This window comes from Methylocystis iwaonis, assembly GCF_027925385.1.
Classification (GTDB): domain Bacteria; phylum Pseudomonadota; class Alphaproteobacteria; order Rhizobiales; family Beijerinckiaceae; genus Methylocystis; species Methylocystis iwaonis.
On the sequence record NZ_AP027142.1, the window covers coordinates 1,501,472 to 1,524,194 of the forward strand.

Genomic DNA, 22,723 nt, shown 5'->3' on the forward strand with positions numbered 1-22,723 from the left:
GTCTCGTCCCCGGTCCTTTCCATGTAGGTCCCATGAAATGGTCTTTCAGGGGCGCATGGAGCAATTTCTTTGCCGCGGCCGCTCGAACAAAAATCGAAGGCGGGGGCGCGATCCCTCACAGCATTCTGCTTCGTGAGGGCCTTGGCAAGAGGCAAGGAGCCGCCCGGCTGGCCAAAGGCTGTCGTGAACGGGATATTTACCATATCGCGGCAAAGAAGGGCGCGATCCTAAACAGGCGCTTCCATGTCCAGATTCGACAAAAATGATACCGCCCGGTCATTCTCCTGGAGCGGATCTTTCCGGAACTTCGCCGCTGTCGCCGCCGTTGCTTTTTTTTGCAGCGTCGTGGGAGCCAAGCTCATGTCGAAACTCGTAGATAGTGACGAGTTTTCAAGGCTTGCCTATGAGCGATCCATGCGCAATGTGGCGCGCAATCTCGAGCCGCCGCCGGCGCAGGCCTATTCGATCGTGCGGAGCGTGGGCGTCGATGGCGTGACCACGGCGACGATTCCCTTGCCCGGGCCGGCGCCGGTCTCGCCTTGCGGCGGCGCCGAGCAGCCAAAAAGATAATTCTTGGGCGGTTTTTTTACGAAATTGCACGGTTTGTCGTGGCCATGACCGAGAAAATTCGTTCGAGGGCTCGCAAATTCATTGACATCTGCCCATTTGTTCTCCAAGCATGCGGCTGAGGCTCTCGCCCCCGCTCCTTTGCGGCGATGGTATGCGAGCTCTTCCGTCCTCGCGGCGATGACGGCGCCCTCTCTCAGGACATCTTGCGCGCTTTTCGATCGGCTGGCGCGCAGCGGCCTCCCGCTCTCGTAAGCCGTAACCAGGATAATTGATGACATTCAACGAATTGGGCCTTTCGGAAAAGGTTCTCGCGGCCGTGCAAGCGGCAGGCTACGCCAATCCGACGCCCATCCAGGCGCAGGCCATACCGCCGGCGCTTCAAGGCCGTGACATCCTCGGCATCGCCCAGACCGGCACCGGCAAAACTGCCGCCTTCACCCTGCCGATGCTCAGCCGCCTCGAGCAGGGCCGCGCCCGGGCCCGAATGCCCCGGACGCTGATTCTCGAACCCACGCGCGAACTCGCGGCGCAGGTCGAGGAAAGCTTCAATAAATACGGCTCCCAACACAAGCTCAACGTCGCGCTGCTCATCGGCGGCGTCGCCTTCGGCGATCAGGAAGCCAAGATCATGCGCGGCGCAGACGTGCTGATCGCGACGCCGGGCCGCCTTCTCGACTTCTTCGACCGCGGCAAGCTGCTGCTGACAGGCATCGAGATTCTCGTCATCGACGAAGCCGACCGCATGCTCGATATGGGCTTCATCCCCGACATCGAGCGCGTCTGCAAGCTCGTTCCCTTTACCCGCCAGACGCTCTTCTTCTCGGCGACCATGCCGCCTGAGATCACCCGCCTCACCGAGGCCTTCCTGCATAATCCGGTCAGGATCGAGGTCGCCCGCGCTTCCACCACGGCCTCGACGATCCGCCAGGCGCTCGTCGCCTCGCATGGCCACGCCGACAAGCGCGAAACGCTCCGCAATCTCATCCGCGGCGCCGAAAACCTCAAGAACGCGATCATCTTCTGCAACCGCAAGCGCGACGTGGCGATCCTGCATCGCTCCCTCGCGAAGCATGGCTTCTCGGTCGGCGCGTTGCATGGCGACATGGACCAGCTCGCCCGCATGGCCTCGCTCGACGCCTTCAAGACCGGCGACGTGTCGCTGCTCGTCTGCTCGGATGTCGCGGCGCGCGGCCTCGATATTCCGGACGTCAGCCATGTCTTCAATTTCGACGTGCCGACGCACAGCGAAGACTATGTGCATCGAATCGGCCGCACAGGCCGCGCGGGCCGCTCGGGCGTTGCGATCACGATCGCCACCGAGGACGACGCCAAATATGTCGATCAGATCCAGAGCCTGATCGGCAAGGCGATCGACTGGGAAGGGCCGGGCTTCAACGAGCTGCCGCCGCCCATGGAGACATCGCACGGGCATGAGCATCGCCGCGGTGGTAGAAGCGAACGCGGCGGGCGCCGCGAGCGTGGGGCGGAGCGCGGCCGCAGCAGGGCCGAGCGCGGCGAGCGTGCGGAGCGGACCGAGCGTCCGGCGCGCGTTGAACGGGTCGAACGGGTCGAAGCCGAAGGTCCGGTGGCCATGGGCCGCCCGGCGCATGCGCCCCGGCGCCCGGACGCCGAACCGACGCGCCCGCGCCCGCAAATGGACGATCGCCGCGACCGGCGCCCGCGCCGCCATCATGAGGACGACGGCCCGCCCGTCATTGGCTTGGGCGACCATGTGCCATCCTTCCTGCTGCGGCCGGTGACGCTGCGGCCGGCGAAGGTGGTGGAGGAGTAAGGCCCTCATCCGACCCTCGCTAACGCGAGGGCCACCTTCTCCCGTAAACGGGAGAAGGAAGAGCCCTAGGTTACTGGATCACCAATTAACGGGTGTGACCCCTTCTCCCGCTTGCGGGAGAAGGTGGCCCCTGCGTGAGCAGGGGTCGGATGAGGGCTGACCCTCAACCCACAAACGGCGTCAGCGCCGCTTTGATCTTTTCAGCCTGCTCCGCAAGCTTGTCGTTATCCCCCATCGTTCCCGGCGGGCGAAGGGAGACGCCATCCCAGCGCGGCAGCAGATGGAAGTGCAGGTGGTAGATCACCTGTCCGCCAGCGCTCTCGTTGAATTGATGCAGGGTCAGGCCGTCGCATTGGAAGGCGGCCTGCAGCCCCTTGGCGACATGTTGCACGCGCTTGATCAGTTCCGCGAGCGTCGCCGGCGACACATCGACGAGCGTGCGCGCGCCCTCTTTGGGGATCACCAGCGTATGGCCCTCGGTGCGCGGCATGATGTCCATGAAGGCAAGAGCGACGTCGTCTTCATAGATCTTGTGCGCGGGGATCTCGCCGCGCAGAATCTTGCCGAAGATATTGTTCGGATCATATGCGGCGGCCATGTCTCTTCCCCCTGGTCAGTCCCCATATTCGAAGGCGCGGATATTGGTGACGCGGAACGCCGCCGCCGGGTAAACGCCGAGTATCTCCACTTCCTTCGAGAAGAAGCGCAGCTCCTCCAGCGCGCGGGCGAGGGCCGGCTGCTCGGGATGGCCGTCGACATCGGCGAGAAACTGCGTCGCCGCGAATTCGCCGCCGACCATATAGCTTTCCAGCTTGGTCATGTTGACGCCATTCGTCGCGAAGCCGCCGAGCGCCTTGTAAAGGGCGGCGGGCACGTTGCGCACGCGGAAGATGAAAGTCGTCATCGTCGCGCCGCCATTGACGGGCGCCCATTGGCTCGTCTTCGACAGCACGACGAAGCGCGTCGTGTTATGCGCTTCGTCCTCGACATTCTCGCCGAGCACGTCGAGACCGTAGATGTCGGCCGCAAGCCGCGGCGCCAGCGCCGCTTTCGTGGGATCGTTCCATTCCGCCACCTCGCGCGCGGCGCCGGCGGTGTCGCCCGCCGTATGGGCGACGAGCCCGAGATCGCGAATCACGCGGCGGCATTGACCGAGCGCATGGACATGGCTGTAGACGGCGCGCAATCCCTCGCGCGTCGCGCCTTTGGGCGCCATCAGATGAAAATGGATCGGCAGAAAATGCTCGCCGACGATATGCAGGCCCGAATGCGGCAGGAAATGATGAATGTCCGCGACACGGCCGGCGATCGAATTTTCGATCGGAATCATCCCGAGCGCGGCGCGGCCTTCGGTCACGGCCGCGAAGGCGTCTTCGAAGCTCGCGCAGGGGAGGGGGGTGAGGTCGGGATAGGCTTCGCGGCAGACGATGTCGGAGTTCGCGCCGGGCTCTCCCTGATAAGCGATGAACTGGTTCACTTGCGGAACTTTCACGATTCGCTCATCCCTCGGGACGAGGAAACTCGGCGCACGGCTTCGAGGTCGCGCCCGGTATCTACCGATGGGCTCGTTTTGTCCAGCACAGTCGCGTCGATCCGCATTCCCGCCTCGAGCGCCCGCAATTGTTCGAGGCGCTCGCTCAGCTCGAGCGGAGACGGCGCAAGCGACGCGAAGCGCTCCAGCGCGGCGCGGCGGAAAGCGTAGACGCCAATATGCTTGTAATGCGGCCCTTCGCCCCAGGGCGCGCGGGCGCGGGTGAAATAGAGCGCGCGCAGGCGGCGCGGCGTGACATGCGTTCCAACAAGCTTGACCGCATTCGGATCGTCGGCCTCTTGCGGCGCGGCGGGCGCGGCGACCGTTCCGATGTCGACGACCGGGTCATCGAGCAGGGCCAAAGCCCCCGCAAGCGCGTCCTCCGGAAGGAAGGGGTTGTCGCCCTGGAGGTTGACGACAGAGTCGTATCGGCCCTCCGGGTCGATTGCGCGCAGCGCCTCGGCGGCGCGGTCGCTGCCGCACAGATGCGCGCCCGTCGTAAGCAGAGTCTCGCCGCCGGCGGCCCGAACGACTGTCGCGATTTCCTGCGAATCCGTCGCAACGACGACGGGGCCCAGCGCCGCTTCGATGGCGCGCGACAAGACGTGAACCACCATCGGCCGCCCGCCGATGTCGGCGAGCGCCTTTCCCGGCAGCCGGGTCGAGCCCAGCCGCGCGGGGATCACGACAAGCGCACGCGGTTCCAAGAGACTCAGTAGACGTTGTTGTCTTCGGCCATCCAGCCTTTGTCGGTTTTCACGAAATGCAGCGTGCCTTCGCTCGTATGCACTTCGGCTTTTGCAAAGGTGCGATCCTCATCGAGGCCGAGGAAGGCGCATTTTCCGCGCTCGTGCTCTTCGCGGCACTTGGCCTCGAAGCCTTCGGGGAACTGGATTTCCGCCTCGTACATCAGCTCGAAGGCGTCGACCTTGTCGTGATTGACCTCGCGCGCGTTGACCTTCTTGAAGGAGACGATCTTGGCGCCGACGCCATTCTTCTCGAGAATGTTGCGCAACACTTTCGCGCCGGTGGCGTCGCCGGGCTGGTGATCGCCGCAACCAGCGAGCGCCAAAGCGGTCACGAGCCCGATGGACAGGCGCAAACCATGAGCAGTCATCTATTTCCTCCGAAGCGGGCGCGTCTGGGGCGCGCGTTTTTTGGTCTCTTTAGCGGAAAAGCGCCGGTTCGTCGCGGTCTTTCATTTTTCAAATTGCCCCATTGTGAAAAACCATATCAGGCGGTTGCAATTTTGTGCAGCCGGGGTAACTTGATGCCCGCCAACTGGATTACGTGGCCGGGCGGCGGCGCAAGGGCTAGCAATAAAGCCCACGCCGTAAGTTAAGCGTTCGATGCGTAACGGCAGAACTCGAATACCCTGCGGAGTGCTCAGGTCCGCCGCATCTCCTGGGTCCGTGGGGTTGGCCGGCTGACGATGGTTGGAGTGGCCTCCTTGAAGCCATTGTCAGTCGGCCGCCTTCATCCTGTTGGATGAAGGCGGTCGCATCAGGCGTTCTTCTTTCGACAACTCGTCTCAGCCGATTCGTCTCTTCGCATCCGGAAGGCGATCGTTGGGCGTTGTCGATTCGTGCCTATGGCCAAAAAAATTGGCCCCGCTGTCGGCGAGGCCATTTCGCGACGATAAAGAGCGGCGGCGTGGCCGCCGACGCTTTACTTGATCTTGGTTTCCTTGAACTCGACATGCTTGCGCACGACGGGGTCGTATTTCTTGAAGGCGAGCTTCTCGGTCTTGGTGCGCGCGTTCTTCTTGGTGACGTAGAAATAGCCCGTATCCGCCGTGGACAGGAGCTTGATCTTGATCATGGCGGACTTGGCCATAGCGCTCGTTCCGATTCGAGTGAGAATAGAAAATCGTCCCCGCCGCAGCGAGCGGCGGGCGACGAATTGGCGCGCAACATACGTGCGGCGCGTGGGATGTCAAGCTATATAGGCGGGGGCCGAAAGGCGATCGCGTGACAGACGGGTTCTTCCGTCGCCGCCGCCACCGCCAAAATCTCTCCTGCTACAACACGCCCCTATGGTGGTGCGTGAGCGAAAAGTGTATCCATCGCCGCCCAAGGAGTTACAGGCAATGGCAGGTTTTGCACCCGGCGACATCGCCGCGGCGCCCGTCCCGGGCGCGCGGATTCTCGTCGTCGCGGCCAGATTCAACGCCGACGTCGTCGGCTTGCTGCGCGAGGGCGCGTTGGCGGCGATCGAGCGGCTCGGCGCTGACGCGACGGTCATCGACGTGCCCGGCGCGTTGGAAATCGCAACCGCGGCCGCGATCGCGCTCGACGCGGCCGAGCGAGCCGGCGCGCCCTATGATGGTCTTGTGGCGCTCGGCTGCGTCATTCGCGGCGAGACCTATCACTTCGAAATCGTGGCGAATGAAAGCTCGCGCGCCTTGACCGACCTTTCGGTCGCGCGGCGGCTCCCCTTCGGGAATGGAATTCTCACAGTGGAAAATGACGAACAGGCGATTGTGCGCGCCGATCCGAAACAGGGCGACAAGGGCGCCGACGCGGCGCTCGCGGCATTGTCCCTCATCCGCCTGAAGCGGAGCCTCGCATGAGCCTCGATCAACGCTCCGCCGCGCGTCTCGCTATCGTGCAGGCGCTTTATCAGATGGAGGTCGCGGGTAAGGGCCTCAACGAGATTTACGCGGAATTCGAAGCCCATTGGATCGGCCGCGAGATCGAGGGCGTGCAATATAAGCCCGCCGAGCTGACGTTCTTTCGCGACGTGCTGCAGGGCGTGCTGACGGATCAGGTGGCGATCGACCGGCAGATCGACCGCGTGCTTTCCGGCGGCTGGCCGCTGGCGCGCATCGAGGCCGTGATGCGCGCCGCCTTGCGCGCCGGCGCCTATGAGCTGCGGTCCCGGAAGGATGTGCCGGCCCGCGCCGTGATCAAGGAATATGTCGACGTCGCCGGCGCCTTTTTCGGGCCGACGGAATCGGGCATGGTCAACGCCGTGCTCGATAAGGTCGCGCGGGAAGAGCGGGCTGGGGAGATGGGGTAGCCCCCCCTTCTGCCGTCTAAGGCCGCTAGGCGCGGGCCATCTCCCCACGAAGGAGAGGGCGCGCCGGCGGTCATTTTCGGAAAAACGCCTCGGCCGCGGACGTCGCTGCGCGTTTGGCCTGCGCGGCCGCCTCGAGGCGGGCGATCTCTTCTTGCAGCATCAGAATTCGCGACTCGATTTCCGCAATCGACAAAAGTTCGAGGGGCTGGCCGACGTCATAGGCGGGGCGGGGGCGGGGCGCGTCGTCTTCCGTCATGAGCTTTCCTCTCGAGGGTCAATCGACAAAATAGCTCTGATGCGCGCGCATGGAAATGTGACGCGCGCCGGGGCGCCTATTATAGCCCAAGCGGATGTATTTCCTGGAGTAATGCGCATGCGCCGCGTTTCGTTGGCTCGTTCCCCCGCGCTCGCGCGCTTTCCGCTCGCATTGGGTCATGCGAGCGATAAGCAATCGCGGTAAGTAAAAATCGGAGACCGGCGCCCCAGCGGGGCTGGTTGGGGCGCGGGCCGAAAAATCAGCCCTCGTCGCGACAATTGTTTAGGCCTATCTGCTATTGTGCGCCCGCGAAGCCGAACGGGGTTCGTCCGGCCGCGGCCAAGACCAGCATTCGACCGTCATTGGCGGAAAGACGAGAGCGATGACGAAGTGGGTTTACAGTTTCGGCGGCGGCGCGTCCGAGGGCTCGGCGGCCATGCGAGACCTTCTGGGCGGCAAGGGCGCCAATCTCGCCGAAATGGCGGCCCTTGGGCTGCCTGTTCCGCCGGGCTTCACCATCACCACTGAGGTCTGCGCCCATTTTTACGCCAAAGGCCGCAGCTTTCCGGCCGATCTCGAGGCGCAGGTCGAGGCCGCGCTCGCGGAGATCGGGCGCGTCGCCGGCCACGCTTTCGACGACCCCAATTGGCCGCTGCTCGTCTCCGTGCGCTCGGGCGCCCGCGCCTCCATGCCGGGCATGATGGATACGGTGCTCAATCTCGGCCTCAACGACGAGACCGTCGAGGCGCTCGCCAATTACTCGGGCGACGCGCGCTTCGCCTGGGACTGCTACCGGCGCTTCGTCGAGATGTATTCCTCGGTCGTGCTCGGCGTCGAGCATCATATTTTCGAGGATGCGCTGGAGGAGCTGAAAGAATCCAAGGGGCTGACGCTCGACACGCAGTTGACGGCCGATGATTGGCGCGCGGCGGTGAAGCAGTTCAAGGCCATCATCGAAGCCAATGCCGGCGTCGCCTTCCCGCAGGACCCGCGCGCGCAGCTCTGGGGCGCGATCAAGGCGGTCTTTTCCTCCTGGATGAACCACCGCGCCATCGTCTATCGCCATTTGCATAATATCCCGGAAAACTGGGGCACGGCCGTCAATGTGCAGGCCATGGTGTTTGGCAATCTCGACGCCAATTCCGCGACCGGCGTCGCCTTCACGCGCAATCCGTCGACCGGCGTGAAGGAGCTCTACGGCGAATATCTGCTGAACGCTCAAGGCGAAGACGTCGTCGCCGGCCTGCGCACGCCGCAGCCGCTGACCGAAGTCGCGAGCCGCGCCTCGCCGGGCGAGAAGATTTCGCTCGAGGCGACCATGCCCAAGGTCTTCGCGGAATTCGTTGAGGTCGCCGTTCGTCTCGAACGCCATTATCGCGACATGCAGGACATGGAGTTCACCATCGAGCGCGGCAAATTGTGGATGCTGCAAACGCGCGCCGGCAAGCGCACGGCGCGCGCCGCCTTGAAGCTCGCGGTCGATATGGCGAAAGAGGGCCTCATCACGCGGGAAGAAGCGCTGCTGCGCGTCGAGCCGACCTCGCTCGATCAACTATTGCATCCGACGATCGACCCTGCCGCCCGGCGCGACATTCTGGCGACCGGCCTGCCGGCCTCACCGGGCGCGGCCTTCGGCGAGATCGTCTTCAATCCGGAAGAAGCGGCGGCCTTCGCGGCCTCGGGGCGCAAGGTCATTCTGGTGCGCACCGAGACGAGCCCGGAAGACATTCATGGGATGCACGCCGCCGAGGGCATTCTGACGGCGCGCGGCGGCATGACCTCACATGCGGCGGTCGTGGCGCGCGGCATGGGCAAGCCCTGCGTGACGGGCGTCGGCGCCTTGCGCATCGATTACGAGGAGCAATGCTTCACCATCGCCGGCAAGCGTTTCGTGAAGGGCGACAAGCTGACGATCGACGGCTCCGCCGGCCATGTCATCGCCGGCGAAGTGAAGATGCAGCGGCCCGAACTTACCGGCGAATTCGCCGTGCTGATGGGCTGGGCCGATCAGGTGCGCCGCCTCAAGGTGCGGGCCAACGCCGAGACGCCGTCGGACGCGCGCGCGGCGCGCCGCTTCGGCGCCGAGGGCATCGGCCTCGCGCGCACCGAGCATATGTTCTTCGAGGGCGAGCGTATCGTCGCCGTGCGCGAGATGATCCTGGCCGATGACGCGGAGGGGCGGCGCGCGGCGCTCGCCAAGCTGCTGCCGATCCAGCGCGAGGACTTCAAGCATCTCTTCGAGATCATGGCCGGGCTGCCGGTGACGATCCGCCTGCTCGATCCGCCCTTGCACGAGTTCTTGCCGCACACCGACGGCGAGCTTGCGCAGGTGGCGCGCGCCATGGGCGCAGACCCCGTGAAGCTGCGCCGCCGCGCGCTGCAGCTTTCCGAATTCAATCCGATGCTGGGTTTTCGCGGCGTGCGTCTCGCGGTGGTGTTCCCCGAGATCGTCGATATGCAGGCGCGCGCCATCTTCGAGGCGGCGATCGAGGCGAGCCTCTCGACTGGCGCGCCCGCGCAGATCGAGATCATGGCGCCGCTCGTGTTTTCGCGGGCCGAGCTCGATCTCGTCAACGCCCGCGTCGACGCCATGGCGAAGCTCGTCGAGGACGAGACGGGCCTTCGCCCGCGCTACCACATCGGCACAATGATCGAGCTGCCGCGCGCCGCGCTGCGGGCCGGGGAGATCGCGCCATCGGCCGATTTCTTCTCCTTCGGCACCAACGACCTCACACAGACGACGCTTGGCATTTCCCGCGACGATTCGGGCTCGTTCCTCGGCGCCTATATCGAGAAGGGCGTGCTGCCGCACGATCCCTTCGTGTCGATCGACCAGGAGGGCGTCGGCGAGCTTGTCGCGCTCGGCTGCCAGCGGGCGCGCGCCGCGCGCCCCGACATTGCGCTCGGCGTCTGCGGCGAGCATGGCGGCGATCCGGCGTCGGTCGCCTTCTTCGGGAAGATCGGCATCGATTACGTGTCGTGCTCGCCCTTCCGCGTGCCGATCGCGCGGCTCGCCGCGGCGCAGGCGGCCTTGGGAAAGACGGCGGAAGGCACGGCGTAGCGCCGGTCCGGCCGTTCGTCAGACCTGCTCGGGGGCGGCGGCGGGTTGGAGAGGGGCTCCCGCCATATCGTCTTCGACGTGGTTTTCCTCGAACCGGCGCACGATCAGCCGCACGAGATAAAGTCCGAATTCCGGGTTCTGAAAATAGAGCTGCTCGAACTGCTCATAGGTGATCGCCAGCAGGCGGACGTCCGTGACGCAACGCGCGCTCGCCGTGCGCTTGCCGGTCTTGGTGAAAAGCGCCATCTCGCCGAAGAGCGCGCCGGGTCCGATCGTCACGCCGCGCTCGATGATCTCGACCTGGCCTTCGACCACGACATAGGCTTCGCCGCCGACGTCGCCCTTCTTGAAGATGAAGTCCGTCGCGGGCAGGCTCTCCGGGTGCATGAAGGGCTTCAGCCATTCGATGTTGAGATCGTTGGCGTTGGCTTCGCGCACGCTGTCGATCAGGCGGCGCATCTCCCGCAGGCGTGAGAAGTTGAGCGGCAGATTGATCGCATGCTTGGCGATGGTCGGGAAGGTTCCGGTCAGCAGCCCGTAGGTCAAGCCGAGGCAATTGCAGACCATGGCGGTGATCCGCAACGGAATCATGCGCTTCATATAGGCGCTGCCGACAACGGTCGCGGCTTCCGCCCAGGCCAGGGCGGCTAAGGCGACGCCTCCGGCGGCCTTGCCGGCGTCGGAGGTCGCCCAGGTCGTGACGGCGTCGATCAGGTCGGACATTCTCGCTCCTTGCGGTTGCGTCCGCGCTTACCTGTTGCGTGGGCCGCAGACAAGCGTTCATACGCCTTCGGCTGCTGGACTTTCCCGCGCGCTTACGCACATCTCTCGTCATGCGACAGGCGACGAGACTCCTCAAAATTGAGACAGGCGGGCGCGGCTTTCACGAGTTCACGCCGGCGCTTGCGGATTTCTTGCGCAGCGCACGCATGGGCGAGGGGCTGCTGACGGTCTTTTGCCGGCACACCTCGGCGTCGCTTCTCATTCAGGAAAACGCCGATCCGAGCGTTTTGCGAGATCTGGAGAATGTCTTCGCGCGGCTCGCGCCCGAGGGCGCGGATTACGCGCATGACACTGAGGGCCCCGACGACATGCCCGCGCATATTCGCGCGGCGCTGACGCAGACGCAGTTGTCGATCCCGATTATCGGCGGCGCGCTGGCCCTCGGCACGTGGCAGGGCGCCTTCCTCTTCGAGCACCGGCGGCGGCCGCACCGGCGCGAGATCGCCTTGCATGCGATCGGGGAATGACACTATTTCCGAATGGCGCGCATGGGGACGTGTCATTCCCGGCGGGCTGAAAGCCCGACCGGGAATCCAGAGCCGCAAAAGCGCTGGTTTTGCTCTGGATTCCCCATCGCTCGCGTTGCGAGCGTCGGGAATGACATTGCTCCAAGTCGGCGCTTAACCTGCGTGTGCGCGCACGGGGTGGCGCATCATCCGGGGCAGCACGAGATGCGGCAGCACGCCCTCGCGGATCACCGCGCGGCGCAACGGTCCGAGCGCCGCGACGGCGATGAAGCTTGCGCCGCGGAAGAGATCGACGGGCAGGTAGGGAATGATGAGCGAGCGGTTCAGCACGTCGACGCCATTGGTGCGGAAGCCGATGTCGGCGCGGCGGTGCCTGTCGTAGCGGACAAGCGCGCGCGACAGCTCGCGCTCGTTGCGCAGATCGACGCTCGCAAGGCAGTCTTCGAGATCGGCGACGTCGCGCAGGCTGAGGTTCAACCCCTGCGCACCGATCGGCGGGAAGATGTGGCAGGTCTCGCCGACGAGCGCCAGGCGCCCTTTGGCGTGCTGCGACACCTGCATCCCGCCCATGCGGAACTGGCCGATGTCGCTTTCGATCTTCATCGCGCCGAACTCGGACTTGGCGTAGTCCTCGATCTCATATTCCAGCTCCTCGCGCGGCTTGGCGAGGCGGCGGCGCGCGTCGTCGACGCTCATCAGCCAGACGAGGCTCGAGCGATGCGGCGCGTCGTCGCGCGGGGGCAGCGGCACCAGCGTGAAGGGGCCCGAGCGCGTATGCCACTCGGTCGAAATATTGTCGTGCGGGAATTCGTGCCGCAGCATCATGGTGAGCGCGACCTGCGGATAGGTCCACTCTTTCACGTCGATGCCGGCGACGGCGCGCGCGCGGCTGTTGCGGCCGTCGGCGGCGACGATGAAATCCGCCTCCAGCCGCCGTCCGTCGGCGAGAAGGGCGGCGGCGCAAGCGCCATTGACCTCATAATCGGCGATGTCGGCGTCGATGAACTGGATCTCCGGAGACGCGCGCACGAGGTCGAGCAGCACGCCGACCAGCTCATCGTTGGAGATATTGACGCCCAGCGCCGGCAGGTCGATCTCGCTCGCGCGCAGCGTCAGCTCCGGCACGGGGAAGAGCTGATCCGTGTCGTCGATCATGCGGATGCCCTCGATCGGGCAGGCAAGCGCCTTCACCCGCTCCAACGCGCCGAGCGCGTCGAGGAAGCGGACGGAGGCCTCGAAGAGCGCGATGGTGCGGCCGGGCAGGGGCGGCGGAATGCGGCCGACCAGCGCCGTCTTGAGCCCCGAGCGCGCAAAGGCCAGCGCCGCCGCGAGCCCGGTCGAGCCGGCGCCGGCCACGAGAATATCGGTCTTCGTCGTCTCGCCGGTCGGCGCGGAAGGCTGGGTCATCGCTCATGATCTCCTTGATCTTCGCGCTCTCTATATAGGGGGAGGCGCGCAAGGGCGAGGGCGGTTGCGCGCGCCTAAGGTTGCGGCTTTGAGCTTTGCGAGTTTGGGCGGTAAATGGGGCGACAGGCGGGACGGTCTCCCCGGTTTTTCCCGCCGTTTGCATTGGCGAGTGGAGGTTTCGATGGTCAAGGCGATTCGCGTGCACCACCCGGGCGGCCCCGAGGCGCTGCAGCTCGAAGAGGTGGACCTGCCGGCCCCGGGGCCGGGCGAGGTGCAGATTCGCCATCGCGCCATCGGCGTGAACTTTATCGACATCTATCGCCGGACGGGAGCGTATCCGGCGCAATATCCTTTCATTCCCGGCCATGAAGGGGCGGGGCAGATTGTCGCGGTCGGCGAGGGCGTGACGGATTTCGAGGAAGGCGACCGCGTCGCCTATGTGGGCGCGCTCGGCGGCTACAGCGAGGCGCGCAACATCGCCGCCGATTCGGTGATCCATCTGCCGAAGTCGGTGAGCTATGAGCAGGGCGCCGTGGTGATGCTCAAGGGCCTCACCGCGCAATATCTCCTGCGCCGCACCTTCCGGGTGAAGAAGGGCCATCGCGTGCTGGTGCATGCCGGGGCGGGCGGCGTCGGCCAGCTTCTGTGCCAATGGGCGGACGCGCTCGGGGCCAAGGTCATCGCCACTGTGGGCTCGCCCGACAAGGCGGAGATCGCTCTCAAAGCCGGCGCGCGGGACGCCATTCTTTACCGCACCGAGAAATTCGAGGAGCGCGTGAAGGAGATCACCAAGGGCAAATTATGCGACGTCGTCTATGACGGCGTCGGACGCGCGACCTTCCCGGCTTCGCTCGACTGTCTCGCGCCCTTCGGCTTGTTCGTGAGCTTCGGCTCGGCCTCCGGGCCGATCGAGAGCTTCGACATCGGGCTGTTGACGCAGAAAGGCTCGCTCTTTGCGACCCGGCCCTCGCTGTTCGACCATATCGCCAAGCGCCGCGACTATGAGGATATGGCCGAGGACATGTTCCACGCCATCAAGCGGGGCCATCTGACGATCGAGCCGCCGCAAAGCTTTCCGCTGGCGGAGGCGGCGCAGGTCCATGCGGCGCTCGAATCGCGCCAGACGGCGGGATCGATGGTGCTGATTCCCTGACGCCATTCCTGTTTGAATGGCGCGCCGTGGGAAATCCGGAGCTGCCGGTCCAATCGAGTGATTCGGGGGTTCCTAGCCCGATCGGATGACTTCCGAATTACAATTCATGCTTGTGTTGCCGATTGGCCACGCGCGAAACGGAGTCGGTTGTAAATTGCTCACAACATTTTGAAATCATGCTCGTTTCTAGTGGGCATCGGGTCGTTGGGCGTTGAAAAATCCAGTGGAAAACCGGGGTTTTTGGCGCTCCAGCTCGAGCCTGCGACGAAAAAGGCGCGAGCATTTTCCCCAAAATGGGCTATCTTGAATATGTTCCGGCTTTGAGGTTCCTCCCACCTCTCGATTAGCCCGAACCGCCTCAAAGACCCGGCCGTCGACGCCGGGTTTTTTTCGGCTCCCGCGCGGCAGCCGGGCCGCTTTCATGTTGCAATCCGGGACAAAGAGTCCCATCCTCTTGGCGCGGCCGGAAATTGGCCGTGAAGCATGAGGGTTGCAACGCTGTCGACAAGTGTTCATCCGGGAGCGGGCGTCACCGTCTCCCAGCCGAAGATCGGCGCGCGAGCGCCGCTTGGCGGCTCGATCGTGCAAAATGTCCTCAACGCCCTGGACGAGACAAAGGCCGAGGACATCATCTCCATCGATCTGCGCGGAAAGACGGCGCTCGCCGATGAAATGATCATCGCGACGGGCCGCTCGACCGTGCATGTCGGCGCCATCGCCGACAAGGCGATCAAGGCCTTCAAGGCGGCGGGCGTTTCGGCGCGCGTCGAGGGCCTGCCCCAGTGCGACTGGGTGCTGATCGACGCCGGCGACATCATCGTCCACATTTTCCGTCCCGAGGTGCGCCAGTTCTACAACCTCGAGAAAATGTGGGGCGGCGATCGCCCGGTGGAGATGCGGCTGGTCTGACACGATAGACCGGCGACCGTGCGATTGGGCATTATTTGCGTGGGCCGGTTGAAAGCCGGCCCCGAGCGCGAGATTTACGCGCGTTACGCCGAGCGCATCGCTGCGCTGCGGCGCATCGGGCTCGACGGCCTCGACCTCAAGGAAATCGACGAAAGCAAAGCCAAGAGCCCGGCCGAGCGCATGGCGCGCGAGGGCGAGGAGATGCTCGCGCTGCTGCCTGAGGATTCGGCGCTCATCGTCTTCGACGAGCGCGGCAAGGCGGCGGATAGCGCGGCTTTCGCCGCCTTCATCGGCCGCGAGCGCGACGCCGGGCGCAAGGCCATGTGGTTCGCGATCGGCGGCTCGGAGGGGCTCGATGCTCGCGTACGGGCGCGGGCGACGGCGGTGTTTTCCTTTGGCGCGATGACGCTGCCGCATCAGATTGTTCGCATACTGGCGGCTGAGCAGATTTACCGGGCGACGACGATTTTATCGGGCCACCCCTATCATCGGGCGTGAGGCGGGCTTGCCGTTCGTCATGCAAGCGAGAGGCGCTTAATTATTAGCCAACGCGCGCAGTGTGTTGCGATAGCGCCGCATAATCTCGTCCGCCTTCTCGATCTTCTTTGGGTCGTAGGGCGTCAGTAGATAGCCGCCGTCCGCAGCCTCGATGGCGTAAAGTGTATTGCCCTTTCCGACGTTCATCCGCGTAAGCATCTCCTTAGGCAGGACGACGCCGGTAGACGTTCCGATTGGGATGAGTTTCAGCTTCGTCATCGCGCTCTCAACAATAAGAATGTTTTGTAATACCGGGTGGCCGTCATTGCGAGGAGCAAAGCGACGAAGCAATCCAGAGCCACATTGCTGCCCTGGATTGCTTCGCTTCGCTCGCAATGACGGATGGTAGCCCCCTACACCCGCTGCTCATGCATCGTCTTCTGCAGCCGGCCCATGGCCTGCTCTACTTTCTGGAAATCGCCGCGCAAGGCTTTCAGCGCATAGCGTTCCTGGTCGATCTCATGCTGGGTGCGGAAGCCCAGCCGGCGCAGCAGCGGCAGCGGCGGACACCAGCCCTGGACGGCGTGCTGGAACAGGAAGCCGGCGACGAAGACCGGCAGGGCGAGCCAGCGGCGGTCGGCGACGATCCCCGCCGCGAGACCCGCGAGGGCCAGCGTCGAGGCGTTGGCTTCGAGCGCGCGCTCGACGTCCCATTCGCGATCGAGCTCGTCGATGCGCTCGTCGATCTTGCCGGGATGCAGCGCGAAATAGACGAGCCGCTCCGTCATCGCCTCGTGGATCATGCGGTTGACGGCTTCGCTCGTGTGGTTCTGGACGCGATCGACGGCTGCGGCTGTGGCCATGGCGAGGACCTCTCCTGACCAAGCGCCAACCGGCGAGCCGCCGCGAAGTTCCCTCGGGCGGACCGTCGGCGGCGCGGGGATTACGGTCTTTACCGCCCCGCCGTCCTGCGCTAAACCTCACCCGTAACGAGCCCTTCGCGTTACCGCGTGGGGCTTTTGCCGTTTTAAGAAGCGTGAAGACAAGATCATGGCGAATGTGGCGGTGGTCGGCGCCCAATGGGGCGACGAGGGCAAGGGCAAGATCGTCGACTGGCTGTCGCTGGAGGCGGATGTCGTCGTGCGCTTCCAGGGCGGCCACAACGCCGGCCATACGCTTGTCATCGACAGCACGACCTATAAGCTCGCGCTGCTGCCCTCCGGCATCGTCCGGCCGGGCAAGCTCTCGGTCATCGGCAATGGCGTCGTGGTCGATCCACACTTCCTCGTGGGCGAGATCGAGCGGCTGCGGGCGCAGGGCGTCGCGATCACGCCGGAGAATTTCAAGGTCGCCGAAAACGCGCCGCTCATCCTGTCGCTGCATCGCGAACTCGACGCTCACCGCGAGGAAGCCTCCGGCGGCGGCGCCAAGATCGGCACCACCAAGCGCGGCATCGGCCCCGCCTATGAGGACAAGGTCGGCCGCCGCGCCATCCGCCTGATGGACCTCGCCGAGCCGGATACGCTCGACGACAAGATCGAGCGCGTTCTCGCCCATCACAATCCGCTGCGCCGGGGCCTCGGCCTACCGGAAGTCGCGCCGCAGACGCTGCGCGAGGAGCTGCTCTCGGTCGCGCCGAAAATCCTGCCCTTCATGGACGCGGTGTGGGACCTGCTCGACGATCAGCGCCGCGCCGGCAAGCGCATCCTGTTCGAGGGCGCGCAGGGCGTGCTGCTCGACGTCGACCACGGCACCTATCCCTATGTCACCTCCTCCAACACCGTCGCGGCTTCGGCGGCGAGCGGCTCGGGGCTGGGGCCGGGGTCGATCGGCTATGTGCTCGGCATCGCCAAGGCGTATACGACGCGCGTCGGCGGCGGGCCGTTCCCGACCGAACTGACCGACAGCATTGGCGAGCTGATCGGCGACCGCGGCCATGAATTCGGCACCAATACGGGCCGGCGCCGGCGCTGCGGCTGGTTCGACGCCGTGCTGACGCGGCAGGCGGTGAAGACCTCCGGCATCAACGGCATCGCGCTCACCAAGCTCGATATTCTCGACGGCTTCGACGAGATCAAGATCTGCACGCATTATATGCTCGACGGCAAGCGCATCGACCGCCTGCCGGCCTCGCAGTCGGCGCAGGCGCGGGTGACGCCCGTCTATGAAAGCTTCCCCGGCTGGAAGGAGACGACGAGCGGCGCGCGTAGCTGGGCGGAGCTTCCGGCGCAGGCGATCAAATATGTCCGCCGCATCGAGGAGCTGATCGGCGCGCCCGTGGCGTTGCTCTCGACCAGCCCCGAGCGCGACGACACCATACTGGTGCATAATCCTTTCCAGGATTGACGACATCGGCTTGAGCGGCTCGCATTGGGGAGTGTCATTTCCGGCCGACGCTCGCGCCGTTTGGACAGGCAAGAAATCACCGCCGTCATTGCGAGGAGCGCAGCGACGAAGCAATCCAGAGCCGTATCGCCGCCTTGGCTTGCTTCGCTTCGCTCGCAAGGACGGGCTCTGGGCAAAACCGCGCTCATGTGCCCTCGATTCCCGATCGCTCGCTTCGCGAGCGTGGGGCATGACATGCGCGAGCGGAAGGCGCGTTAAGCCCGGCGCCGGTGGCGCCCGCCGGGCTTTTCACCGGCCGGGCCGGTGCGCGGCAGGAGCTGGGTCAGCGGGGCAGGCGCGCCATGTTGCGTGAGCAGCGCTTCCATGCCCGCGGCGTCGAGCGGGCGGCTGAACAGAAAGCCCTGCGCTTCCTCGCAGCCTAAACCCTTCAAAAACTCGGCTTGAGCCGCAGTTTCGATTCCCTCCGCCAGGACTTTCAGATGCAGGCTGTGGCCCAGCGCGACGATCGCGCGGGTGATCGCCGCTTCATTCTCGCCGCTGGGAAGATCGGAGACGAAGGAGCGGTCGATCTTCAGCTTATTGACGGGCAGGCGTTTCAGATAGGCCAGGGAGGATTGCCCCGTTCCGAAATCGTCGATCGCCAGCGATACGCCGCAAGAGCGAAGCCCGTCGAGAACTTTCACGTTCTTCTGGGCTTGCCGCATGACATAGGTCTCGGTGATCTCTAGCTCGAGAAATTTGGACGGCAATCCCGTCTCGACCAGGACATCCGCCACGAGGCCGACGAGATCCGAGCGCTCGATCTGCACGCCGGAAATATTCACGGCGATGCGATGCAGCCCCAATCCCTTGCGCATCCATTCCATTGCCTGGCGGCAGGCGGCGCGCAGCGCCCATTCGCCGAGCTGCGTTATCAGGCTCGTCTCTTCGGCGATGGGAATGAATTTATCGGGCGGAATGATCCCGCGCTCGGGGTGGCGCCAGCGCAAGAGCGCCTCGGAGCCGACGAGTCTTCCGTCGGCCAGATCGACTTGCGGCTGATAGTTCAGGAACAGCTCGCCCTGTTCCAGCGCCTTGCGCAGCTCGCCTTCCAGGAATTGCCGCTCCTGCGCCTGATCGGTCAGATGCGATCTGTAGAACAGATATTTGCCGCGCCCTTCCTCCTTGGCTTGATACATCGCGAGATCGGCGTTCTTGATCAGCGTCGCAGAGTCTTCGCCGTCGCCAGGATAGCAGCTCAGGCCGATCGACGCGCCGACCTCCAGCCGATGGCCTTGCACGATGAAGGGGCTGGATAAAACCGCGATGATCTTGTGGGCGACCTCCTGGCCGTCCTCCGGACCTTGGGTGTTTTGCAGCAGCACGACGAATTCGTCGCCGCCCAAACGGGCGATCATGGCGCCCTGCCGCAGGTTCTGCATCAACCGCCGCGCGACGGCGCGCAAAAGCTCGTCGCCGATGGGGTGGCCCAGGCTGTCATTGATATATTTGAACCGATCGAGGTCGAGAAAGAGCAGACACATTTTTCTCCCGGTCCGATGAGCCAATTTCGTGGCCTGCTCGCAGCGTTCGTTGAAGAGCTGGCGGTTGGGAAGATCGGTGAGGGAGTCGTAATAGGCCAAATGGTGGATATGCGCCGCCGAACGCTTCTGCTCGGTCAGATCGTAGAAGACGCTGATGTAGTTCTTCACGCTGCCGTCGCCGCCGCGCACCGCCGAAATATTCTGCCAAAGCGGGATGCTGTCGCCGTCCTTGCGGCGATCCCAGATTTCGCCGTGCCATTCGCCCTCGCTCTTCAGCTTGCTCCAAAGCTGCTTGAAGAAGGCGGCGCTATGCCGTTTCGATCTGAAGATATTCGTTCTCTTGCCGATGACGTCGTCGGGGGCGTAACCGAGAATACGGCTGAACGCGGGATTGACCTTGATGATCCGCGCCTCTGCGTCGGTGATCACCACGCCGTTCAGGCTGGTTTCGAAAACGCTGGCCGCCAGGCTCAACTGCTCGTCGGTCTGCCGCTGGGCGGTGACGTCCTGCAGGGTTCCGTTCGCCCGTACTGGTCTTCCGTTTTCGTCGCAGAGCGTCACGCCCCGGAGCTGCGCCCATTTTATCCTGCCGCCCGAGAGACGGAGGCGGCAGCTTGCGTTGAAAAGGCGACGGTCGCGGATCGACGCCTGGAAGGCTTCGTCCACCGCCTGGCGGTCCTCGGGATGGATGATTGCGAGACAATCGTCGTATCGTCGTGGCAGCGCGCTCGTCTCGCAGATATGGGCCATTTCCTCGGAACGATAGATCACCTCATTCGTGGTCAGATCGACTTCCCAGCGGCCGATTTGGGCGATGCGCTGCGCTTCCCTTAGCTCCCGCTCGCTGTCGAGCAGCGCGTCATGTTGCTTCTTGATTGCGGTGATGTCGGTGGCGCAGACGACAGCCCCTTCCTCCTTGCCCTTGGGGTCGTGCTGGAGGGTCGCCTCCAGCCAGTAGAAGCGATACTGGCCGTCTTTCGCGAGGAGCCGATGTTCGGCCGCATAGGAGCCTGAGCCGCGCACGCGCTCGAACAATGGCGAATGCGCCGGCCAGGGCAGGCGGGGGAGCGATTGCTCGAGCCGGCGCCTTTCCTCCGGCGGCAGCCATTCGTCGAGGACGCGCTCCGCGATCTCTCCCTCCGGCGCGCATAGATCGACGGAGAAGCGACGATTGACCTGGCCGATCCGTCCCTCGGGTCCGAGAACGATCAGCAGGGCGCTGGACGTGTCCATCACGCGCTGGGTGAAGGTCGCCAGATTGGCCTGCCGCTGATTGGCCTCCTGCAGGGCCTCCGCCTGCAGCTCCATCGTGCGCAGCATCTCGTCCGTCTGCGCGGCGTCGAGGCTCATCTGCTCCTGAATGGCGGCGTTGGCGAGGCGGAGCGACTCGACCTCGGCGCGCAGGCGTTCCACTTCTTGTGTGAGCGCGTCTTCACTCATGGCGGTCATTCTCGAAATAGGCGCCGAGCAGCATGGCGACCTCGTCCACGGCGCGCGCTACCGGCTCTGAAAGCCCAATGTGAAATGGCGTAATAGTCTCGACTTCCGCCCCGATGATCTTAATGGCCGGGGAGGTTTCGGGAAATGCGGCGAGCGCGCGCAGGACATAGCCGAGGCCAAGCCCGTGGGCTGCGGGCGTCGCTTCTTCCATGATCATGGCGAGGGAGGGCCGATGCACGCGGCCGGGCTTTCCTGCGGGCGCCAGGGCGTCGACGATGACGACTTCGTCGCAGTCCTCGAAGAGCGCCAGCGCCGCCGGGCCGGGCGCGCCAGCTTCCGTCAGGCGCAGATCGGGCGGGCGCTCGCGCGCCGCCAGCCGTTCATAGACCGCCGGGCCGAAGCCGTCGTCGCCATGCAGCGGATTGCCGAAGCAGACGATATGGCGCCGGATGATGGAAGGACTCTGGTTCATGCGTTGAAATGAACCTTCCTCCCAGTGTCCAGCATATGGACCGTGCAGACCAGGCAGGGATCGTGGGAGCGGATGATGTGGCCGATCTCGACCGGATCGTCCGGGTCGCGCACCTCGACGCCGACCAGGCTCTGCTCCCAATGGCCGGGCTGGCCGGCGCTGTCGCGGGGCGAGGCGTTCCAGGCGGTGGGCGTGACGATCTGATATTTTTCGATGACGCCGTCTTTGATCTTGATCCAGTGGCCGAGCGCGCCACGCGCCGCCATGATCAGGCCGTAGCCGTCGCCATCTGCTTCATTGGCGGGCGGAATGAAGTGCTCGCCGGAGAGATCGGCGGCAAGTTGGTCGAGCATGCGCCGCGCATGCAAGAATTCATGGGCGATGCGCCGCGCCCGCGCGAATTGCCGCAACCAGGCGCCGCCGCCCTCCAAAGCGTTGAGCGAGGCGATCAAAGGATCGCCGCCGATAAGCAATTCCGCGAGCGGGCCGGTCTGGACGACCTTGTCGCCATAGCGCGGCGCCTTGGACCATGTGTAGCGGTCGCCGCCGGGCTCGTAATTGGGGATGGTTTCGCCGTTCCACGGATGCCTGCCGCCCTCATAGTGCCGGAACCAGGAATGGCGCACATGCTCATTGATCTGGGTCTGATCGAGAGGCGCAATGGCCCCCGTCTCGCCGTCGTAAAAGCCCGACGCCAACAGAGTTGCATCGGCGTCGGTCGTCGCAGGATCGCGCCAGGCGCCGTAGCTCAACATATGTTTGGCGCCCGCCGCCGAGCGATGAAGCCCCAGCGCGCGCACGCAACGGCTGAGCATGCCAAGCGCGCTCGCCGCATGGGCGGGCGCGTCGAGCCAGGCGAAATAGTCCTCCGCTTTGTCGAGCGCCAGCCAGCGCTCGAGCGGCGCGCCGATGATGCGCTGCTCATACCAGCGTTGCGCGTCGTCCAGCACGGCGCGGCAGGCGGAAATCCGGCGCAGATCGGCGGGAAGCGTCACGCCGCCGGGCGCCATATAGGAGGAATGCGGCCACTGTCCGCCGAAATGCGCCACGATCTGCACGACCTTCCGCGTCACCGCGAGAGTTTCGAGATAGATCGCGCCGCGAAACGGCTCGAAGGCCGCCATCATTTCGTCGAACCAGGGTTCGGCGGCGTAGCGCGGATTGCAGAAGTCCGGCGTAAAGAACAGAAAGGTCTGGCGCAGATCGTTCTGAATGCCTTCCGCCATCAGGCAGAGATTGCGGATGCGCGTGGCGTTGGGAGGCGGGACGGCGCCCCAGGCGCGCTCCAAAGCGAGCGCCGACGAATAAAGATGCGCGGTTCCGCAAATGCCGCAGACTCGCGGCGTGATCACAAGGGCGTCGCGCGGCGCCCGGCCGATGAGAATCTGCTCGAAGCCGCGATACATCGTGCCGATGGTGCGGGCTTCCGCCACCACGCCGTCGTCCAGCGTCACGGCGAGCTCGAGATCGCCCTCGACGCGGTTGAGGCTGACATTGAGCTCGACGCGCGCCATG

At 64.8% G+C, this 22,723-nt stretch carries 23 protein-coding genes; 10 read left to right on the forward strand and 13 right to left on the reverse strand.

Translation table 11 applies throughout. The features are described from left to right. Positions 1–360: 360 nt before the first annotated feature. Positions 361–570 (forward strand): hypothetical protein, encoded by a 210-nt coding sequence (locus tag QMG84_RS07125; RefSeq protein ID WP_202072563.1) that lies wholly within the window; start codon positions 361–363, stop codon positions 568–570. Positions 571–841: 271 nt separating this feature from the next. After that, positions 842–2,362, forward strand: coding sequence for a DEAD/DEAH box helicase (locus QMG84_RS07130; RefSeq protein ID WP_202072564.1), 1,521 nt, complete (start codon positions 842–844; stop codon positions 2,360–2,362). A gap of 163 nt (positions 2,363–2,525) precedes the next feature. Here the strand turns inward: QMG84_RS07130 and QMG84_RS07135 are convergent, their stop codons facing one another. The 5 genes from QMG84_RS07135 to rpmG form a co-directional block, all read right to left on the reverse strand. Continuing rightward, positions 2,526–2,960, reverse strand: a complete 435-nt coding sequence (locus tag QMG84_RS07135) for an HIT family protein (RefSeq protein WP_202072565.1) — start codon at positions 2,958–2,960, stop codon at positions 2,526–2,528. A 15-nt stretch (positions 2,961–2,975) separates the two neighbouring features. Further along, complete coding sequence (locus QMG84_RS07140; RefSeq protein ID WP_202072840.1) at positions 2,976–3,839, reverse strand: prephenate dehydratase; 864 nt, start codon at positions 3,837–3,839, stop codon at positions 2,976–2,978. An 11-nt stretch (positions 3,840–3,850) separates the two neighbouring features. Next, entirely contained in the window at positions 3,851–4,600 is a 750-nt protein-coding gene (locus QMG84_RS07145) for a 3-deoxy-manno-octulosonate cytidylyltransferase (RefSeq protein ID WP_434085978.1), read from the reverse strand. Positions 4,601–4,605: 5 nt separating this feature from the next. Further along, a complete protein-coding gene (locus QMG84_RS07150) occupies positions 4,606–5,010 on the reverse strand; it encodes a hypothetical protein (protein ID WP_281931430.1) in 405 nt (134 codons plus the stop codon). Positions 5,011–5,561: 551 nt separating this feature from the next. Then, on the reverse strand, positions 5,562–5,729 hold the full coding sequence (gene rpmG, locus QMG84_RS07155; protein WP_016918986.1) for a 50S ribosomal protein L33: 168 nt from the start codon (positions 5,727–5,729) through the stop codon (positions 5,562–5,564). Positions 5,730–5,982: 253 nt separating this feature from the next. Here rpmG and ribH point away from each other — a divergent pair, with 253 nt between their 5' ends. After that, positions 5,983–6,465, forward strand: coding sequence for a 6,7-dimethyl-8-ribityllumazine synthase (gene ribH, locus QMG84_RS07160; protein ID WP_281931433.1), 483 nt, complete (start codon positions 5,983–5,985; stop codon positions 6,463–6,465). After that, positions 6,462–6,914 (forward strand): transcription antitermination factor NusB, encoded by a 453-nt coding sequence (gene nusB, locus QMG84_RS07165; protein ID WP_202072568.1) that lies wholly within the window; start codon positions 6,462–6,464, stop codon positions 6,912–6,914. The genes ribH and nusB overlap by 4 nt, the downstream gene beginning before the upstream one ends. A gap of 70 nt (positions 6,915–6,984) precedes the next feature. Here the strand turns inward: nusB and QMG84_RS07170 are convergent, their stop codons facing one another. Next, entirely contained in the window at positions 6,985–7,170 is a 186-nt protein-coding gene (locus QMG84_RS07170) for a DUF1192 domain-containing protein (protein ID WP_281931434.1), read from the reverse strand. Between the two features lie 382 nt (positions 7,171–7,552). Between QMG84_RS07170 and ppdK the strand changes: the two genes are divergently transcribed. Further along, positions 7,553–10,231 (forward strand): pyruvate, phosphate dikinase, encoded by a 2,679-nt coding sequence (ppdK, locus tag QMG84_RS07175; protein ID WP_281931435.1) that lies wholly within the window; start codon positions 7,553–7,555, stop codon positions 10,229–10,231. Between the two features lie 18 nt (positions 10,232–10,249). Here ppdK and QMG84_RS07180 read toward each other — a convergent pair whose 3' ends face one another. Continuing rightward, entirely contained in the window at positions 10,250–10,954 is a 705-nt protein-coding gene (locus QMG84_RS07180) for a Crp/Fnr family transcriptional regulator (RefSeq protein ID WP_281931437.1), read from the reverse strand. Between the two features lie 110 nt (positions 10,955–11,064). On the opposite strand from QMG84_RS07180, the gene QMG84_RS07185 reads away from it, so the two are divergent. After that, entirely contained in the window at positions 11,065–11,481 is a 417-nt protein-coding gene (locus QMG84_RS07185; protein ID WP_281931438.1) for a secondary thiamine-phosphate synthase enzyme YjbQ, read from the forward strand. A 153-nt stretch (positions 11,482–11,634) separates the two neighbouring features. Here QMG84_RS07185 and QMG84_RS07190 read toward each other — a convergent pair whose 3' ends face one another. Continuing rightward, complete coding sequence (locus QMG84_RS07190) at positions 11,635–12,888, reverse strand: FAD-dependent monooxygenase (protein WP_281931440.1); 1,254 nt, start codon at positions 12,886–12,888, stop codon at positions 11,635–11,637. A 181-nt stretch (positions 12,889–13,069) separates the two neighbouring features. Here QMG84_RS07190 and QMG84_RS07195 point away from each other — a divergent pair, with 181 nt between their 5' ends. From QMG84_RS07195 to rlmH, 3 genes are all read left to right on the forward strand, one after another. After that, a complete protein-coding gene (locus QMG84_RS07195; protein ID WP_281931441.1) occupies positions 13,070–14,041 on the forward strand; it encodes a quinone oxidoreductase family protein in 972 nt (323 codons plus the stop codon). 483 nt (positions 14,042–14,524) lie between these two features. Next, entirely contained in the window at positions 14,525–14,950 is a 426-nt protein-coding gene (gene rsfS, locus QMG84_RS07200; protein ID WP_202072579.1) for a ribosome silencing factor, read from the forward strand. Positions 14,951–14,968: 18 nt separating this feature from the next. Then, the gene (rlmH, locus tag QMG84_RS07205) at positions 14,969–15,448 is read left to right on the forward strand and encodes a 23S rRNA (pseudouridine(1915)-N(3))-methyltransferase RlmH (RefSeq protein WP_281931442.1); all 480 of its coding nucleotides are present in this window, start codon (positions 14,969–14,971) and stop codon (positions 15,446–15,448) included. Positions 15,449–15,484: 36 nt separating this feature from the next. On the opposite strand, the gene QMG84_RS07210 is transcribed toward rlmH, so the two are convergent. Continuing rightward, positions 15,485–15,706, reverse strand: coding sequence for an AbrB/MazE/SpoVT family DNA-binding domain-containing protein (locus QMG84_RS07210; protein ID WP_281931443.1), 222 nt, complete (start codon positions 15,704–15,706; stop codon positions 15,485–15,487). 134 nt (positions 15,707–15,840) lie between these two features. Continuing rightward, positions 15,841–16,290 (reverse strand): DUF2892 domain-containing protein, encoded by a 450-nt coding sequence (locus QMG84_RS07215; RefSeq protein WP_202072583.1) that lies wholly within the window; start codon positions 16,288–16,290, stop codon positions 15,841–15,843. Positions 16,291–16,477: 187 nt separating this feature from the next. Between QMG84_RS07215 and QMG84_RS07220 the strand changes: the two genes are divergently transcribed. Next, positions 16,478–17,773 (forward strand): adenylosuccinate synthase, encoded by a 1,296-nt coding sequence (locus QMG84_RS07220; protein ID WP_281931445.1) that lies wholly within the window; start codon positions 16,478–16,480, stop codon positions 17,771–17,773. A gap of 254 nt (positions 17,774–18,027) precedes the next feature. Here QMG84_RS07220 and QMG84_RS07225 read toward each other — a convergent pair whose 3' ends face one another. The 3 genes from QMG84_RS07225 to QMG84_RS07235 are packed head-to-tail and all read right to left on the reverse strand — an operon-like array spanning position 18,028 to position 22,722. Further along, on the reverse strand, positions 18,028–20,736 hold the full coding sequence (locus tag QMG84_RS07225; protein ID WP_281931446.1) for a sensor domain-containing protein: 2,709 nt from the start codon (positions 20,734–20,736) through the stop codon (positions 18,028–18,030). After that, positions 20,729–21,208, reverse strand: a complete 480-nt coding sequence (locus QMG84_RS07230; RefSeq protein ID WP_281931448.1) for a hydrogenase maturation protease — start codon at positions 21,206–21,208, stop codon at positions 20,729–20,731. The genes QMG84_RS07225 and QMG84_RS07230 overlap by 8 nt, the downstream gene beginning before the upstream one ends. Beyond that, entirely contained in the window at positions 21,205–22,722 is a 1,518-nt protein-coding gene (locus QMG84_RS07235; protein ID WP_281931449.1) for a nickel-dependent hydrogenase large subunit, read from the reverse strand. The genes QMG84_RS07230 and QMG84_RS07235 overlap by 4 nt, the downstream gene beginning before the upstream one ends. Position 22,723 lies beyond the last annotated feature (1 nt).

Excerpts from the sequence above, each read along its gene's own strand:
- nusB (WP_202072568.1), top strand. The coding sequence starts at position 6,462 with ATGAGCCTCGATCAACGCTCCGCCGCGCGTCTCGCTATCGTGCAGGCG.
- QMG84_RS07195 (WP_281931441.1), top strand. The coding sequence starts at position 13,070 with ATGGTCAAGGCGATTCGCGTGCACCACCCGGGCGGCCCCGAGGCGCTG.
- ppdK (WP_281931435.1), top strand. The coding sequence starts at position 7,553 with ATGACGAAGTGGGTTTACAGTTTCGGCGGCGGCGCGTCCGAGGGCTCG.
- QMG84_RS07125 (WP_202072563.1), top strand. The coding sequence starts at position 361 with ATGTCGAAACTCGTAGATAGTGACGAGTTTTCAAGGCTTGCCTATGAG.
- QMG84_RS07190 (WP_281931440.1), bottom strand. The coding sequence starts at position 12,888 with ATGACCCAGCCTTCCGCGCCGACCGGCGAGACGACGAAGACCGATATT.
- QMG84_RS07130 (WP_202072564.1), top strand. The coding sequence starts at position 842 with ATGACATTCAACGAATTGGGCCTTTCGGAAAAGGTTCTCGCGGCCGTG.
- QMG84_RS07235 (WP_281931449.1), bottom strand. The coding sequence starts at position 22,722 with ATGGCGCGCGTCGAGCTCAATGTCAGCCTCAACCGCGTCGAGGGCGAT.
- ribH (WP_281931433.1), top strand. The coding sequence starts at position 5,983 with ATGGCAGGTTTTGCACCCGGCGACATCGCCGCGGCGCCCGTCCCGGGC.
- QMG84_RS07170 (WP_281931434.1), bottom strand. The coding sequence starts at position 7,170 with ATGACGGAAGACGACGCGCCCCGCCCCCGCCCCGCCTATGACGTCGGC.
- QMG84_RS07230 (WP_281931448.1), bottom strand. The coding sequence starts at position 21,208 with ATGAACCAGAGTCCTTCCATCATCCGGCGCCATATCGTCTGCTTCGGC.
- rsfS (WP_202072579.1), top strand. The coding sequence starts at position 14,525 with ATGAGGGTTGCAACGCTGTCGACAAGTGTTCATCCGGGAGCGGGCGTC.
- QMG84_RS07220 (WP_281931445.1), top strand. The coding sequence starts at position 16,478 with ATGGCGAATGTGGCGGTGGTCGGCGCCCAATGGGGCGACGAGGGCAAG.
- QMG84_RS07185 (WP_281931438.1), top strand. The coding sequence starts at position 11,065 with ATGCGACAGGCGACGAGACTCCTCAAAATTGAGACAGGCGGGCGCGGC.
- QMG84_RS07180 (WP_281931437.1), bottom strand. The coding sequence starts at position 10,954 with ATGTCCGACCTGATCGACGCCGTCACGACCTGGGCGACCTCCGACGCC.
- QMG84_RS07225 (WP_281931446.1), bottom strand. The coding sequence starts at position 20,736 with ATGAGTGAAGACGCGCTCACACAAGAAGTGGAACGCCTGCGCGCCGAG.
- rpmG (WP_016918986.1), bottom strand. The coding sequence starts at position 5,729 with ATGGCCAAGTCCGCCATGATCAAGATCAAGCTCCTGTCCACGGCGGAT.
- QMG84_RS07135 (WP_202072565.1), bottom strand. The coding sequence starts at position 2,960 with ATGGCCGCCGCATATGATCCGAACAATATCTTCGGCAAGATTCTGCGC.
- QMG84_RS07210 (WP_281931443.1), bottom strand. The coding sequence starts at position 15,706 with ATGACGAAGCTGAAACTCATCCCAATCGGAACGTCTACCGGCGTCGTC.
- QMG84_RS07215 (WP_202072583.1), bottom strand. The coding sequence starts at position 16,290 with ATGGCCACAGCCGCAGCCGTCGATCGCGTCCAGAACCACACGAGCGAA.
- QMG84_RS07150 (WP_281931430.1), bottom strand. The coding sequence starts at position 5,010 with ATGACTGCTCATGGTTTGCGCCTGTCCATCGGGCTCGTGACCGCTTTG.